Source organism: Bradyrhizobium huanghuaihaiense, assembly GCF_007830635.1.
Lineage (GTDB): Bacteria > Pseudomonadota > Alphaproteobacteria > Rhizobiales > Xanthobacteraceae > Bradyrhizobium > Bradyrhizobium huanghuaihaiense.
The window spans coordinates 1-13779 of sequence record NZ_VLLA01000062.1 but is presented as its reverse complement, the minus strand read 5'-3'; the positions used below and the strand labels follow the sequence as shown (position 1 = coordinate 13779).

The following is a 13779-nucleotide window of genomic DNA, read 5'->3' as shown; positions in this document are numbered from 1 at the left end:
TATCGGTGCTCACCGCCGCGGAACGCCGCGATCTGCTCGAAATCCTCGAGGACCGACATGGCCGCGCATCCACCATCGTCACAAGTCAGCTCCCCGTGGACACCTGGCATGGAGCCATTGGGGACCCCACGGTCGCCGACGCCATTCTCGATCGCCTCGTCCACAACGCCCACCGCCTCCAGCTCACCGGAGAAAGCATGCGAAAACGCAGCGCCAAAACCATCACCCTTGACGGCCAACCAGAACACTGACTCTATCTCCCATCGGCCGTAGCGGGCTGCTCACGATCGTCTGAATTCAGTGCTCACGATCGCGCGAAATCGATGCTCACGATCCGTGAAATCCGCAGTCTGCAGCAGTGTTGCGATGGTCGCCCAGGTTCGTCCGCCGCCGTCGCTGCCCGCGAACAGGCTATTCTTTCTTGTAATTGTCTGCGGTCTGATGGCGCGCTCGACGATGTTGGAGTCGAGCTCGATGCGGCCGTCGAGCAGGAAGCGTTCGAAGATGGCACGGCGCGAGACAGCATAGCGGATCGCCTCGGCAGTTTGATTTGCCGGAGATCCGCCGCAAGGTCTGCTGCCAGAGATCGAAGAGATCTGCGACGACAGCCGCGGAGGCTTGCTGGCGCGCGGCAACGCGGGCGTCGGGGCTTTGACCGCGCACGGTCTTCTCGACCTGCCAGAGCTTCGCCATCCGCTCGAGCGTCGCCGTTGCCACTTCCGAGCTCCCTGCAACATGCAGCTCATAGAACTTGCGCCGGCTGTGTGACCAGCAGCCGGCCAACGTGATGCCATCATCGCCGCGATCGGATCGCGCGAGCTTGTTATAGGCGGCGTAGCCATCCACTTGGAGGATGCCGCGATAGCCATTGAGATGCCGGACGGCGCATTCGCCGGCGCGGCTAGGTGAACTCGCCTTGCTGGTCCTAGGCGCTACAGCGAAATCTGGCCATCTTAGCGCTCCTGCTGCGGCGAGGGCGGCGGCACCTCGGTCAAAGTGTCGGCGTCGCGGTCGTAAGCGCGTAGTAAACGCTGGCCTGGCCTCGCCGGCGGCGCAGCCGGCGGACGTTGTCGAAGCCCTGCCCCAAGTGGGGCGGCACTGGATCGCCGGCCGCGTGCTCTGCGCAGCGGGTTTCGAGCCACCCTTTGTTGGCATGCAGCCGGCCTTCCGCGCCGCAAATCTCGCAGGTGCAGGCGGAGCGGGCGACGGCCAGGTCAACTGCATGGCCGATCGCGGACTCGGTGGACTTCGAGGCTTCGGTGTCCCAGTCGACGAGCAGGATGCCCATCTTCTGCTTGATGCGGACGAATTCGAAGGTCTCGCCGTCGCGGAGCGCGACTTCGATCCTGCGACAGAGCCGGACCAGGATATCCTGCCACCCTCGCTCGCAGTGCGGGTAGCCGAACGAGCGACTAGGCTCCTCGGCCGTCGTGAGGAACAGACGCGGGTGCCACAGCATGAGGTCGCGGCGCCAATCCATGTCATTACTTCCCCATCTCATTACTCCCGACCTCCAGGCTGGAGGGGCGATATCGACAAGAACATCGTTCGCGCGATCGTACCGCCTGCAGGTGACCTTATGACCGACGACGCGCTGCAGAATGCAGATGTTCTCCAGCCCCGGACACCTCTCGACGGCCGTGCCCTGGGCATGAGTCTCGCAGCGGATGCCATCCCCCTCCGAGCTCGATCTCGATGGTGAGGTCCGCAGCAGGTGAGCGCGCGCGGAGAATCGCGATGCACATGGCGCAGATGGGCGCGGGCCGCGCCGATACGCCGGTGGAGGGGGCGCCGCTCGATCGAGTTCGACCCGCGTGACCTCGGGATACTCGAGCCCATCACGGAGGCGGCCGCCAGCTACTAACTCGAGCTCTCGGCTCTGGAATAACATCGGCCTGCCCGCACTTCGTGCTCCCGGTGCCGCTGTCCCGATGGTCGCACCATACTCCACGATGTAGAACACCGCAGCGGGAACGTTGGCACCGAGACATCTCACCAATTTGCTCGATCGCCTCAACGAGGAGATCAGGCGGCGAACCTATGTCGTGCGAATCCTCCCCAATGCCGAGAGCTGTTTAAGGCTGGTACGGGCGCTGACCGTCGAGCGCCATGAGGCCTGGCTCGAGGACCATCGCCATCTAAACATGGATCTGCCGAAGGAGCACAAGGAGGCGCTACGCCGGCGGCCTGACGATGCTCAGGCCCACCAAGGGGGTGCACGCCCCCCTCTCCGCCGCCGTCGCTCGCCAGGGCTACGCTTTTGCGCAAGCGAGCGACGGCGGCTCCGAGGGGATGGCTCGGCCGGATCCCATAATCGATTTTGCTGAACTTGACGCACAGAACTGCCGATCCGGGCCGTCGTCGTGGTGCGGCTGCCGCTGATCGTAAGCGAGCCGAACGCCTTTCGTCTGCGGCCTGAACGTCTTTATTGTCTCCACGGCAAGCGGCCCCGTGGGCCGCTTTTCGTTTTGTGAATGGGCGCGCAGTCTCGTCAGCTTTCAGTAAGCTAGTCCCAATAATTGGTTGTTGGGTTTAGCGGGGGTGGCACGGACATTGCTGGGGTTTCCAGAGCAGTGGGGTGGAGTGTCACCTTCCGCTAAACTCACCAGCAGTGCGGATGCGGCAGGTGCTTCAACTCAGCCCCCCTGGTCGGTCGGCACCGTGTCGCGCCCACTGCTTCTAAATCACGGGCCATTCCCGGTTCTGTAAGTTACGCTCGTTCTGCGAGCGATGACCTCCCGGTCAGCTTCTTCCGCTGCTTTGAGGCTGGCCGTGTGGGGGTTAGCGGCGCGTGGCAGGGACAGCGCTTCCCCTGTGTATGCGTGGGGGTTACTTGAGCGCCGAGTCACGTGACCGCTAACTATCGGCAGTGCGGGCGGGGCAGGGACAGCGTCCGCTCCGGCGCAACCGAACGGCGCCGAGTCTCACCCGCACTGCCTGCGATCTGAGGCTGATCCCCGAGCCCCGCGAGGCTGCAACCCCGGTTCTGGTAGTTGTGCCACGGCTTTTTGCGATGAATGTATCCCACCGTCAGCTTCTTCCGCTGTTTGAGGCTGGCGCGTGGTAGGGAGAGCGCTTTTTCTCCAAGCGGGCGCCGAGCCACGTGGCCGCTAACGTTCCCGCTGTTTAGATCGCGGCTACCACCTTGTGCGGCCTGTCGACCCGGGACCGGTATGATCCTTTAAGCCATCGATCACCTTGAGCGCCACTTCGAGTTCATCTCGAAGATGCTTCGTAATCCGCAGTCCGCTCGCAAGCTCCTCGCGGCTGATTTCCGCGCCGTGGGCGACTTTTTGTTCTAGGTCGCGTATAGCGTGGTCGATCTTGTGCAGCGAGAACGTGCCAAGCATCATTTGGCTCCGTCCACGATTAAGGGTCGGTCATCCGGCCGCGCGGGTAGGACCCACAACGTAAAAATGCGTCCACTACATGGTTGAGTAAAGCGGGTGGCGTTGGGGGAAAATCTTTTCCCATCTCGCGTCTGAGCGCCTCGAATTCGGCTAAGGTCGAAAGAGGGCACTCCGCCACCGCGTCCATTTTTGAGCAGATAACTTCAACCCGGAATCGCCGAGCGGCCAGCTGCTCTTCAGTTCGCTGTGGCCCGTAGGTGTCTTCTGCCGGGGTATGGCTTGGCCTACGGGCGTAGTCCGTGAATGCTTGGATTGCCGCCCCCACATCGGTCCTAGGCACGGCGGTTACTCCTATGAGCGGAGCCAGCTCGAACAGTTGCGGGCCGAGCGCTTCAATATGACATGCACGCGGGGCGCGGCACCCCACCGGTACTGGTAGGTGCTCTCCAGTTCTTCTCCACCATACAATGGTAGCACCTTGGGGAATTTGAACCTCTCGGGCGTAAAGGTGGCCAGCCCCTGTCTTCGAGGACGGGCTGGCTACCATCGCTTGCGACACCGTTTGGGCGACCCCGCACCCGGACTCGTCGCCCTAAGCCGGTTCCAGCATCTTGATCTCGCTGACATCAACTTCGCGTCGGCGTGCCACGCATCGGGGGCTGCCTGCAAACGAAGCTAGATGGCCGGGCCGTTGCCGACCGGCTTTCCAATCCGGGCGGCCACGTTCGGACTGACCGGCTTCTTCTCCGCGAGGATGTCGTGCAGATGCTGCCTGGAATCCCAGCGCTTCTGCAATCTCGGTCTTAGACTTCCTGATGTACTGTAGAATTTCATCAAGGACGGCGCCCGGATGAGACGGGCAGCGGTTAGGATCGCGCTTAGCCTTCTGCTCTGCCATTGATGCTCTCCAGCATGTCGGAGCCCTCATGGCTTATTCGGTATTCTGCGTTCAGTGGTACTGTTCAAAGTCAACCTTGAATGCATCGCCTCCTTCAAACTCGAATGTGATGCACCACGGGCCATTGATGTGAATCGTGTAGCGCACGGACTTTCCGGCCAGCTTGTGGAAATCGTTGCCTGTCAGCTTCAGTTCGGAACTGTTGACGGCTTCGTTGAGCGTATCGAGACGAACTCCTATAGCGCGACAATCAGGATGAGAGCGCGATGCGCTTGTGCATTCTCTTGTCGACGCAGCCGGTTCGCCGCTAGTGGCGCGGCCATACTGCCTAAGATCACAACTGATCGCCAAGCGCTGGCTACGACCAATCCTGGTAGTTGTGATAGGGGCGTTCGCCGAATATGCATCCCGGTTAGCTTCTTCCGCTGCTTGGGCTGACCATGGTGAAGTTAGCGGTGAGTGGTAGGGACAGCGCTTCCTCGGTTCACGTCAAAGCGCCGAGTCACGTGCAGCTATCTACTGTGGGTCCGAATGGGCGGTGACAATCAACACTCGAAATCTTCGGCAGATCACAGCCCTGCGGTCGCAAGCGCTTGAGGTGCTTGCAGCCAATCAGGCCCGGGCCGCCGATCAGTCTTTGAGCCCGGCAGATCGCCAAGTCGCGACGTTTGATGCCGAGGAGGCTCAGGCAGTGTTGGGCATACTCGATAGCGTGAAACTCAACCTGGGCCGAAGGAGGCAGGCAAGATCGCTGCACGCATACGCGCTCTTCTAGAGGGCGTCTCGTGGGCGCTGGCGTGTTTGGTGCCTGATCATGATTCGGTTCCCCGTCAAACCAAAACTCAGATACTACAGTGGCGTGAACCGAAAGTTGCAGCGCAAAAAAAAGCGGGTTTATAACGCGGTTGCGCATCGCGCCGCCAATCACCTTAATACCCAGATCGCGAACAATGAGAGCGACACCCAGCAATATATGTTCGCTAACATCGCTTACGATATCGGCGCTTCGACGGATGACGTGCGATCTGCCCTTTCAAACGGCGGGTACAACGGCGTAACATTCATGGGCATTAGCGCAGAGGAGCGGACAGCACTGGCTCGATACAGACGAGAGGGGAGCTGAAGTGTCGCAGAAGTTTGCTAACCGGTGATTGTGATTAAATGCTTTTCAATCCGCTGGAATCGCTTCTCGCTTCTCTTCGAACATATGCCATCGCGCATAGACGCATGAACGATGGTCGCGGCTGTACGCCTGAGGTCATGGGGCGTAAAGGCTACCAGCTCATTGTCTTCCAACAAGCGCCGCACAGCCTGGCTCATACAGTGGCTCGCAAGCACCCCAACGCTTTCGAAGCGACTGGCAACGACGGGTCTGTTGCCTTGGTCCTCTCCCTTCTCTGGCTTGCCGATCTCCAAGGCCGCCTCGATCAACTTGACGGCAGTCGGGAAGAGCGGGACTGTGTGCTCCGCCTTCTTGTTCTTCGTCCGTACAGCGGGAATGATCCAGTGGGGCTTTTCCCCGTGTAGGCCGTGAAGCTCGGAACGCATCATGCTCGCGACTTCGCCCCGGCGCTGGGCTGTCAGCAATACGGACTTTCAGCGCCAAGCGCGTTCCATCCGTGATGCCCGCTTCCTCATCGTTGAGGATCGCAAAGAAGGCTTCAGTTCGTCGAGTGTTAGAACGCGGTCCTTCTCGACTTCCTTGCCACCAACTTTCTTCATGCCGTGCAGGAAATTCTCAGTCAAATCTCGCGGTCGTTCGCATACCCCGCAAATGGTGCGGATATCCGCTTAAGCAATCCCGATGAGCAAGTGCTACCAAATGAGATAGGTTCGACATGTTGCCGGTTGTGGTACTTTCCGAAGCTCTTGGTCGGATCTAGACCACGCAGCGAGCTGCGATCCTGTTTAGACGGAGAGACGTTGAATGACCGCGAGAGGTCCCGAATACGAGAAACGCGAACGGAAGACCCATCCAGAGCCCGAACGGGCCGCCCAGGCTTCAGCCTCTGAAGCGGGAGGCACCACGCACGATGTTGGAGAATCAGCGAGGGCTGCATCAAGCCATTCATTTGCGTCTCCGGAATGGAAAAAATCCCTCGAAGAGACAACAGACCTGTTCGCTGCGGCGTTGAAGGACGGGTCAAAGCTGGCTGCTTCCTCTCTGCACGCTCAGGTCAATCTTCTGAAGAATCTTGCCAATTCCAAAACTCCCTCGGACGTGATGAAGTGCCATCTGGATTTCGCGGAGCAGTTCTGGTCGAAATCGTTCAGCAAAGGCTGAGAGATAAGATCATTTAGAGCGGGCCGTCATCTGCGGCTAGCTGAGCAATTCGCCAAGCGTGAAATAGGGTCGATGGCGCTCTATTACCTCCGAGGTGAACGCACCTTTGGCAAGCCTGACAATCACCCCAGTCCAGCTTCGCTACTTGCTCGACTACCCATGCGAATGCTCCTCCTCGTGAGGCTCAGTGATTCTGAGATGGAGATGGTCGAGCTCGTGATTGCGTAGTTTTCGAGCCTCAATCGCGCACAGCGTGTTGGAGAACGGGTGCGCGTCCGAAGGGAGACGATCGATTAAAAGGCCCGCTTGCCTGCTGTTCAATACGCCAGCGAAATTTCTGTGTGCTTAGCAGGTCGGATGAATGCCGCCATCGCGTACAGGCCGGGCGTGCAAGAGAATGCGCTGGGCCGTGATGGGCAGCACGTTGTCGGGGCAATTTGGCGGCGCGAGCGTGAGCCTGCAGTCCGAAGTTCGGCGGGACCAACTGGGACGGACAGTGCCCCCGTCGGCCATCAGTTTTCAGACCAAAGCGAACACCTTGACCCTGTAGCCCGCCACGAAGCGCCTGCAGAATCTCCGATTCTCGATTCGGCACGACCCTTGCTCGGTCCTGGGCAGCATCACCGAGTCTCCAGATGCGGTAATGTTAGGGGCGGGCTCGTCGCTTCTAGCGCCTGGTCCGCCCCGCCGGTTTGCTGTGAGGCGAGGTGAGTCAGGATGTTCAAGTGGTGGCGCTCATCTTCGCTCGCGCTCGTCGCCGCCGAGTTAGGAACGGAAAGTGCACCCGCAGCTCCGGAGTAGTAGGCGGCGATATCGAGCCGCAAGACCGTGGAACAAACATGCGCACCGGAACAGTAGTGTCGTACAGCGTTGAAAAGGGCTGGGGGTTCATTCGGCCTGACTATGGCGACGGCAAGGATTTGTTCGTGCACATATCGGACCTTCGCGGCTGCGCAGGGGCTGATCTGGTGTCCGGCACGCGCGTGACTTTCGGTATTCGTTTCAATAAACAGCGCTCGAAGTACAGAGCCGTCGAAGTCAGGCTGCGCGCTCCGGGGCACGGCGACCAGTGAATCCGATTGATGGCGACCACCATTTCCGATCGATGACGACCACCTGTTCCGGTCGATGGCGACCAGGGCAACAGGGCTGTGGACGGGCGTGATGAACGCCGTCCCAGTCGTGCAACATCCCGGATCGCCCCTAGGCTAGTCGATTCTGCTATACGAGGCTGATGGCAGCATCAGCTAAGTTCACCAAAACCGCACGACAGCTACGAGCGACCCGGATTGGGAACTTGTCGGATTCCGTCCCCGCAGAACCTAGGCCACCAAACCCGCGCCGAATGGCTCGAGGCCGAGACCTCAATGCTTTGATACTAACTTCTCCAGCCTCATTCCACCGTGACCGATTTTGCAAGATTACGCGGCTGATCCACGTCCGCCCCCCTTGCGACCGCGGTATGGTAAGCCAAGAGCTGGACCGGAATGGCATAGACCAGCGGCGTAAAGCTTGCGACCATTGCCGGCAGCACGATGGTCAGGAGCGTGTCTACCATCGCTTCAGACGCACCCTTCGCATCGGTGATCAGGATGATCTTGCCGCCCCGAGCGGCCACCTCTTGCATGTTAGAGACGGTCTTCTCGAAGACCTCGTCGTAAGGCGCGATCACCACCACAGGCACAGCCTCATCGATCAGTGCGATCGGGCCGTGCTTGAGCTCGCCGGCGGCGTAGCCCTCTGAGTGGATATAGGAAATTTCCTTCAACTTGAGCGCGCCCTCCAAGGCCAAGGGGGCCGATGTGCCACGACCGAGATAGAGTACTGTCCTCGCGCCGGCGATATAACGCGCGAGCTTCTCAATCTGGGGCTCGACCAACAGGGCCGCAGCAATCAATCGCGGCACCTCAATGAGCTCGCGCACGAGCTGCGATTCATCGATTTCAGACAGCTTACCCCGCTCCTTAGCTGCTCTGACGGCAAGCACCCCCAATACCATCAGCTGGCAGATAAATGCCTTGGTGGAAGCGACGCCGATTTCTGGCCCTGCCAGGGTAGGCAAAACGGATTCGCTCTCGCGCGCAATCGTCGACGTCGGTACATTAACCACAGATATCGTATGCAAGCCCTTGCCCTTGGCGTATCGCAAGGCAGCTAATGTGTCAGCGGTTTCGCCCGATTGCGAGATGACTATTGCGAGATCGCCTCGGCGCAAAGGCGCCTCCCTGTAGCGGAATTCAGAGGCTACATCGACGTCGCAAGGCAAACGCGCGAGCCTCTCGAACCAGTATTTGGCGATGTGCCCAGCGTAGCTAGCCGTGCCGCACGCAGTAATTGAAATGCGCTGAATGCAATTAAAGTCGAAGGGCAACGCGAGCGGCAGGGCGACGCGTTTGGCCGCAACATCGAGATAATGCGCCAATGTCTTGCCGGCCACTGTCGGCTGCTCGTGAATTTCTTTGGCCATGAAGTGGCGGTAATTCGCTTTGTCCACAAGGAGCGCTGATACGCCAGATTTTGATGTTTCCCGCTGGACGATAGAGCCGTCTGCACCATAAATCACGCACGTTGCGCGCGTAAGCACGGCCCAGTCGCCGTCTTCAAGGTAGGTGACGGTGTCGGTCAAAGGTGCGAGCGCAATTGCGTCCGAGCCTAGATACACTTCGCCGCGACCATGTCCGATCGCGAGCGGCGAGCCCTTGCAAGCACCGATCAAAAGATCGTCGTTCGCTTTGAAAAGGAATGCCAACGCGAAGGCACCACGCAGTCGCGGCAGTGACGCCTGTACCGCATCCTGCGGCGAGTAGCCATTCTTGAGATAGGAATCGACGAGATGCGCCACTACCTCGGTGTCCGTCTCCGAGTTAAAGCCGGCTCCATTCCGCTCCAACTCGGCTCGCAGCTCGCGGAAATTCTCAATGATCCCGTTATGAACGACCGCGACATTCTCCGTCGCATGCGGATGAGCATTGCTTTCGGTCGGCTTTCCATGAGTCGCCCAGCGGGTGTGACCGATGCCAGCATGCCCCGACGGCGGACAATAGCGCAGCTGCTCCTCAAGGTTCCTCAGCTTACCTTCGGCGCGGCGGCGCTCGATCCGGACTCCTTCGAGAGTTGCGAGGCCCGCGGAATCGTAGCCACGATATTCCAATCGCCTGAGCGACGCGACCAACTTATCAACGACCGGACCACGGCCCAAAATGCCAACAATTCCACACATATCAATCCATGCAGCCCAGCTTCAAGAAGTCTGACGTTCCTCCAACAGGAGCACCGTCGCAAACTTCGTTTGCCCAAAGGTAACAGGTTTAGGTTCGGGATTTTCAGCGGGCGCCTTTATCACCGCCGCATTCTCTGGCCTCATTTAGATCTCCCGGCCATCATCGCTTCGCCCAGCTAGATTCCGCTTTTGGCTGGCCGATCGAAGAAACACTGCGATGCCATCGCCATTGGCGTGACTGCCTGAAGCAGAATCAGATGCGCTAGTGCGCCTGCACGGCGCATCCAAGTCCGCCCAAACAGGCTCGCTCGACGGCCTCACTAACTGTCGCCGGCGCAACAAGCCGCTGCCAAGATGTATCAAATAGTCTCGCTCCATAGATTGAGGGCATTCGAACAGAACGGAAAGCCAATTATCCTACGGTGAAGCAGGTTATCTTGCTTGGCTCACTCTCACCGAGGAGCCATTTCAGGACGCAGTTTGTGTTCTCAGAAGAAGCGAGAAGCGATGCCAGCTTGCCGGGCACGGTCAATATGGCAACAACTGAGTCCTCGCGTCTCACTAATCATTCTCCCGGGCGAGTGACGCTTCGTCTGGGCTTCGCTCCATTTCAGACAGAAAGATGAGATCTGCCCACGTTCCGCATAGTCCCTGCTCATCTCTTTGCGCAGCTGCTCCCGACTTGCTGGAAACACACTTGCGATGAGGGTTTAAGAGACTTTTCATGATTGGACAGAGGCAACTTATGCCCGGTCAAGTTAGAGGACTGGCATCAAAGCTCCATTGTACGAACGTAAGATTTCGATATCGAAACGTTACAAAGTCTATACCAACGTTTGCCTTTCTTTCTCATTCTGTTTTGCATCAGGCCGTCCATTGCCTACCCGCAATTAGCAAAGCGGCGCTGATTATGAGCCGCGAAGGCTACGTCTTCTAGTCGGAAGTCTCACCACGTCACTCTTCCGCGCCATGAGGGACCAAACGGAAAACATACCTGCGCGCGTGGAAAGATAAGGACCCCAGAAATATCGCGAGGAGGCAAAGCGCCCCCGAGCGCGTCTAACAGGGCCTACCATCCATCCCGCCTGCTTGGGATCGTCGCCGTTGCGAGGGTTCGCTCGACTTTCATCTTTGAAGCTCATGCGCCGGCATCATTCAGTCCACCTAAATCAATGTATATGGTGTGTTTTCCTGAGTCCGGTGTATGACTTGGCTTGCCGAGCGTATCCTTTAATTGCGATGGAGCGCGCATCCGCATATCGATCTTTTCGAGAAGCGGCTTCGCAATGATTTCTCAGAGTGCAGCTCTTTCCGGTGCAACTAAGGAAGACCATGACGGTTCGCAACTCAAAGGGGCGTGTCGCTCTCATCACCGGCGTGACCGGTCAGGACGGCGCCTATCTCGCCGAATATTTGCTGTCGCTCGGCTATGTCGTGCACGGCATCAAGCGGCGCTCGTCCTCGTTCAACACCGCGCGCGTCGATCACCTCTATCAGGACCCGCATGTCGGCAACGTTCCGTTCCTGATGCACTATGGCGACATGACGGATTCGACCAATCTGATCCGCCTGGTGCAGCAGATCCGGCCGACCGAGATCTACAATCTCGCAGCTCAAAGCCACGTCGCCGTCAGCTTCGAGAGCCCGGAATACACCGCCAATGCCGACGCCATCGGCGTGCTGCGCCTGTTGGAAGCGATCCGCATCCTCGGCATGGAGAAGGAGACGCGGTTCTACCAGGCCTCGACCTCCGAGCTCTACGGCCTGGTGCAGGAGATCCCGCAGAAGGAGACGACGCCGTTCTATCCGCGCTCGCCCTACGGCGTTGCCAAGCTCTACGGCTACTGGATCACGGTGAACTACCGCGAAGCCTACGGCATGTTCGCGTCGAACGGCATCCTGTTCAACCATGAGAGCCCGATCCGCGGCGAGACCTTCGTGACCCGCAAGATCACCCGCGGCGTCGCGCGTATCGAGGTCGGGCTGGAACAGACGCTCTATCTCGGCAATCTCGAAGCCAAGCGCGACTGGGGCCATGCCAGGGACTATGTCGAGGGCATGCACAAGATCCTGCAGGCCGACAAACCCGACGACTTCGTGCTCGCCACCGGCGAGATGCGCTCGGTGCGCGAGATGGTCGAGCTGTCCTTTGCCCATGTCGGCCGTCGCATCGCCTGGCGCGGCAAGGGCGTCGAGGAGACCGGCGTCGACGAGACGAGCGGCAAGATTGTGGTGAAGATCGATCCGACCTATTTCCGTCCGACCGAGGTCGATCTTCTCGTCGGCGACGCCAGCAAGGCGCGCGAGGTGCTCGGCTGGACGCCGAAGCGCAGCTTTGCCCAGCTCGTCGAGGAGATGATGACGAGCGATCTGGCGGAGACAAAACGGGATGCGGCCAGTGGCAAACGCACCGTTTGAGCTGAGGGGCAAGAGCGTCTACGTCGCCGGCCATCGCGGCATGGTCGGAGCCGCGCTGGTGCGCCGGCTGGCACGGGAGGAGGTGCGGCTCGTCACGGTCGACCGGCGCGAGGTCGATCTCTGCAACCAGGCCGCCGTGTTCGACTGGTTCGCCAGGACGCGGCCGCAAGTGATCTTCCTCGCCGCGGCCAAGGTCGGCGGCATCGTCGCCAACAACACGCTGCGCGCCGAGTTCATCTACGACAACATCGCGATCGCCGCGAACGTGATCCAGGCCGCGCATCAGAACGGCGCAGAGAAGCTAATGTTTCTGGGCTCGTCCTGCATCTATCCGAAGCTGGCGCCGCAGCCGCTGCGCGAGGATTCCGTGCTCACCGGTCCGCTGGAGCCGACCAACGAGCCCTATGCGATCGCCAAGATCGCCGGCATCAAGATGGCGGAGGCCTATCGCAGCCAGTATGGCAGCGACTTCATCAGCGTGATGCCGACCAATCTGTACGGCCCCGGCGACAATTATCACCCCGAGCTGAGCCACGTCGTCGCCGCGCTGATCCGCCGCTTCCACGAGGCGAAGGTTTCGGGAGCGAAGCGCGTCATCGTGTGGGGCACCGGCACGCCCCGGCGCGAGTTCCTCTATGTCGACGACATGGCGGATGCCTGCGTGCACCTGATGAAGACCTATTCGTCGCCGGAACCGGTCAATATCGGCACCGGCGAGGACATCACCATCGCCGATTTAGCACTGATGGTCGCGGCCGCCGTCGGCTTTCGCGGTGAAATCAGCTTGGATACGTCGCGCCCGGACGGAACGCCGCGCAAGCTGCTGGATGTTAGTCGGCTGTCCAGACTCGGCTGGCGAGCCACCACCTCGCTCACGGAAGGCATTCAGCTGGCATACCGGGTGTTTTGCGCTGAGAGAGACGGACGGCTCCAGAGTGATCTGCTCGTTCTCGACAAGGCAGCCTGCATCACCGGCTAGATCATATCGAGCAATGTTCCGAAGGGGCTGAGCCTTGCGATGATCTGTCAGCCCTCCTTTTTGATCAAGAGAGCACCGATTCTCCTTTGGTCGAGCTTGGGCGTCAGGTCTCCGTGAATACCCGGCGCCGCTTAAACCTGGGGCGGCAGCAGCGGATCTCCGACTGTTAACCGCCGAAAAGATGCGCCCAGTTTGGCACCAAGCACGCGAAGTTCTCGATGTGTAAAGAACCGTGAAGTGGTCCTAAGCTCCTTCGCGCGTCACACTAGCAAACCTAGTACCCGGAATCAGAGCTGAGTGATACGGCGGCCTTTGAAACGGCGTTGACGGACCTTTTTCTTGGTCCAGACGAAGGGCTCGGCTCTGTCGTTGTATGCGTTGACGTAGGCATCGATGTGTTCCTGAAGCTGCTTGAGGCTCGTGAAGGAGGTGCCGCTGAGCGACTGCCCCTGCAAGATGGAAAACCATACTTCGACCTGATTGAGCCATGACGCACTTGTCGGCGTGAAATGAAATTGCACGTTGGGGTGGGCCTTGAGCCAGTCCTCGTTCTTTTTATGGGTGTTGAGGTTGTCGAGGATGACGTGAAGCTTGCGGTTCGGAAAAGTCGCGGTGACGCTGTTCATGAAA

Annotated in this window: 11 protein-coding genes and 4 pseudogenes; 7 read left to right on the top strand and 8 right to left on the bottom strand. The window is 59.5% G+C overall.

Features of this window, described 5'->3' with window-relative positions; translation table 11 throughout:
• Positions 1–251: pseudogene (istB, locus tag IQ16_RS43805) on the top strand (IS21-like element ISFK1 family helper ATPase IstB); the annotation flags it as partial.
• A 30-nt stretch (positions 252–281) separates the two neighbouring features.
• Here the strand turns inward: istB and IQ16_RS43800 are convergent.
• Both IQ16_RS43800 and IQ16_RS46260 read right to left on the bottom strand, forming a co-directional pair.
• Positions 282–855: pseudogene (locus IQ16_RS43800) on the bottom strand (IS66 family transposase).
• Positions 856–991: 136 nt separating this feature from the next.
• A complete protein-coding gene (locus IQ16_RS46260) occupies positions 992–1480 on the bottom strand; it encodes a hypothetical protein (RefSeq protein WP_026312792.1) in 489 nt (162 codons plus the stop codon).
• A 505-nt stretch (positions 1481–1985) separates the two neighbouring features.
• Between IQ16_RS46260 and IQ16_RS43790 the strand changes: the two are divergent.
• Positions 1986–2183 (top strand): annotated as a pseudogene (locus IQ16_RS43790) (transposase); the annotation flags it as partial.
• Positions 2184–3137: 954 nt separating this feature from the next.
• Here the strand turns inward: IQ16_RS43790 and IQ16_RS43785 are convergent.
• From IQ16_RS43785 to IQ16_RS47160, 3 genes and pseudogenes are all read right to left on the bottom strand, one after another.
• Positions 3138–3353 carry a hypothetical protein gene (locus tag IQ16_RS43785; RefSeq protein ID WP_018647863.1) on the bottom strand — a complete coding sequence of 72 codons (216 nt, stop codon included), beginning with the start codon at positions 3351–3353 and terminating at the stop codon, positions 3138–3140.
• Between the two features lie 589 nt (positions 3354–3942).
• Positions 3943–4248, bottom strand: a pseudogene (locus IQ16_RS43780) (HigA family addiction module antitoxin).
• A 51-nt stretch (positions 4249–4299) separates the two neighbouring features.
• Positions 4300–4599, bottom strand: coding sequence for a type II toxin-antitoxin system RelE/ParE family toxin (locus IQ16_RS47160; RefSeq protein ID WP_014498049.1), 300 nt, complete (start codon positions 4597–4599; stop codon positions 4300–4302).
• 463 nt (positions 4600–5062) lie between these two features.
• Between IQ16_RS47160 and IQ16_RS43765 the strand changes: the two genes are divergently transcribed.
• Positions 5063–5371, top strand: coding sequence for a hypothetical protein (locus IQ16_RS43765; RefSeq protein ID WP_244437128.1), 309 nt, complete (start codon positions 5063–5065; stop codon positions 5369–5371).
• 17 nt (positions 5372–5388) lie between these two features.
• Here the strand turns inward: IQ16_RS43765 and IQ16_RS43760 are convergent, their stop codons facing one another.
• Complete coding sequence (locus tag IQ16_RS43760; protein WP_018647864.1) at positions 5389–5835, bottom strand: tyrosine-type recombinase/integrase; 447 nt, start codon at positions 5833–5835, stop codon at positions 5389–5391.
• 340 nt (positions 5836–6175) lie between these two features.
• Here IQ16_RS43760 and IQ16_RS43755 point away from each other — a divergent pair, with 340 nt between their 5' ends.
• Together IQ16_RS43755 and IQ16_RS43750 are read left to right on the top strand one after the other, a co-directional pair.
• Positions 6176–6532, top strand: coding sequence for a hypothetical protein (locus IQ16_RS43755; RefSeq protein WP_014498051.1), 357 nt, complete (start codon positions 6176–6178; stop codon positions 6530–6532).
• Positions 6533–7371: 839 nt separating this feature from the next.
• Positions 7372–7605 (top strand): cold-shock protein, encoded by a 234-nt coding sequence (locus tag IQ16_RS43750; protein ID WP_018647867.1) that lies wholly within the window; start codon positions 7372–7374, stop codon positions 7603–7605.
• Positions 7606–7925: 320 nt separating this feature from the next.
• Here IQ16_RS43750 and glmS read toward each other — a convergent pair whose 3' ends face one another.
• On the bottom strand, positions 7926–9752 hold the full coding sequence (gene glmS / locus IQ16_RS43745) for a glutamine--fructose-6-phosphate transaminase (isomerizing) (RefSeq protein WP_011084447.1): 1827 nt from the start codon (positions 9750–9752) through the stop codon (positions 7926–7928).
• 1332 nt (positions 9753–11084) lie between these two features.
• Between glmS and gmd the strand changes: the two genes are divergently transcribed.
• Together gmd and fcl are read left to right on the top strand one after the other, a co-directional pair.
• The gene (gene gmd, locus IQ16_RS43740) at positions 11085–12170 is read left to right on the top strand and encodes a GDP-mannose 4,6-dehydratase (RefSeq protein ID WP_014498053.1); all 1086 of its coding nucleotides are present in this window, start codon (positions 11085–11087) and stop codon (positions 12168–12170) included.
• Entirely contained in the window at positions 12142–13149 is a 1008-nt protein-coding gene (gene fcl, locus IQ16_RS43735) for a GDP-L-fucose synthase (protein WP_011084445.1), read from the top strand. The genes gmd and fcl overlap by 29 nt, the downstream gene beginning before the upstream one ends.
• A 287-nt stretch (positions 13150–13436) precedes the next feature.
• Here fcl and IQ16_RS43730 read toward each other — a convergent pair.
• Positions 13437–13779 (bottom strand): transposase (locus tag IQ16_RS43730; protein WP_208751671.1); only part of this gene is annotated, 343 nt, incomplete at its 5' end.

Bases quoted from the DNA above. Each gene is read 5' to 3' on its own strand.
- IQ16_RS46260 (WP_026312792.1), bottom strand. From the start codon at position 1,480: ATGGATTGGCGCCGCGACCTCATGCTGTGGCACCCGCGTCTGTTCCTC.
- IQ16_RS43785 (WP_018647863.1), bottom strand. From the start codon at position 3,353: ATGATGCTTGGCACGTTCTCGCTGCACAAGATCGACCACGCTATACGC.
- IQ16_RS43765 (WP_244437128.1), top strand. From the start codon at position 5,063: ATGATTCGGTTCCCCGTCAAACCAAAACTCAGATACTACAGTGGCGTG.
- IQ16_RS43755 (WP_014498051.1), top strand. From the start codon at position 6,176: ATGACCGCGAGAGGTCCCGAATACGAGAAACGCGAACGGAAGACCCAT.
- IQ16_RS43750 (WP_018647867.1), top strand. From the start codon at position 7,372: ATGCGCACCGGAACAGTAGTGTCGTACAGCGTTGAAAAGGGCTGGGGG.
- glmS (WP_011084447.1), bottom strand. From the start codon at position 9,752: ATGTGTGGAATTGTTGGCATTTTGGGCCGTGGTCCGGTCGTTGATAAG.
- gmd (WP_014498053.1), top strand. From the start codon at position 11,085: ATGACGGTTCGCAACTCAAAGGGGCGTGTCGCTCTCATCACCGGCGTG.
- fcl (WP_011084445.1), top strand. From the start codon at position 12,142: ATGCGGCCAGTGGCAAACGCACCGTTTGAGCTGAGGGGCAAGAGCGTC.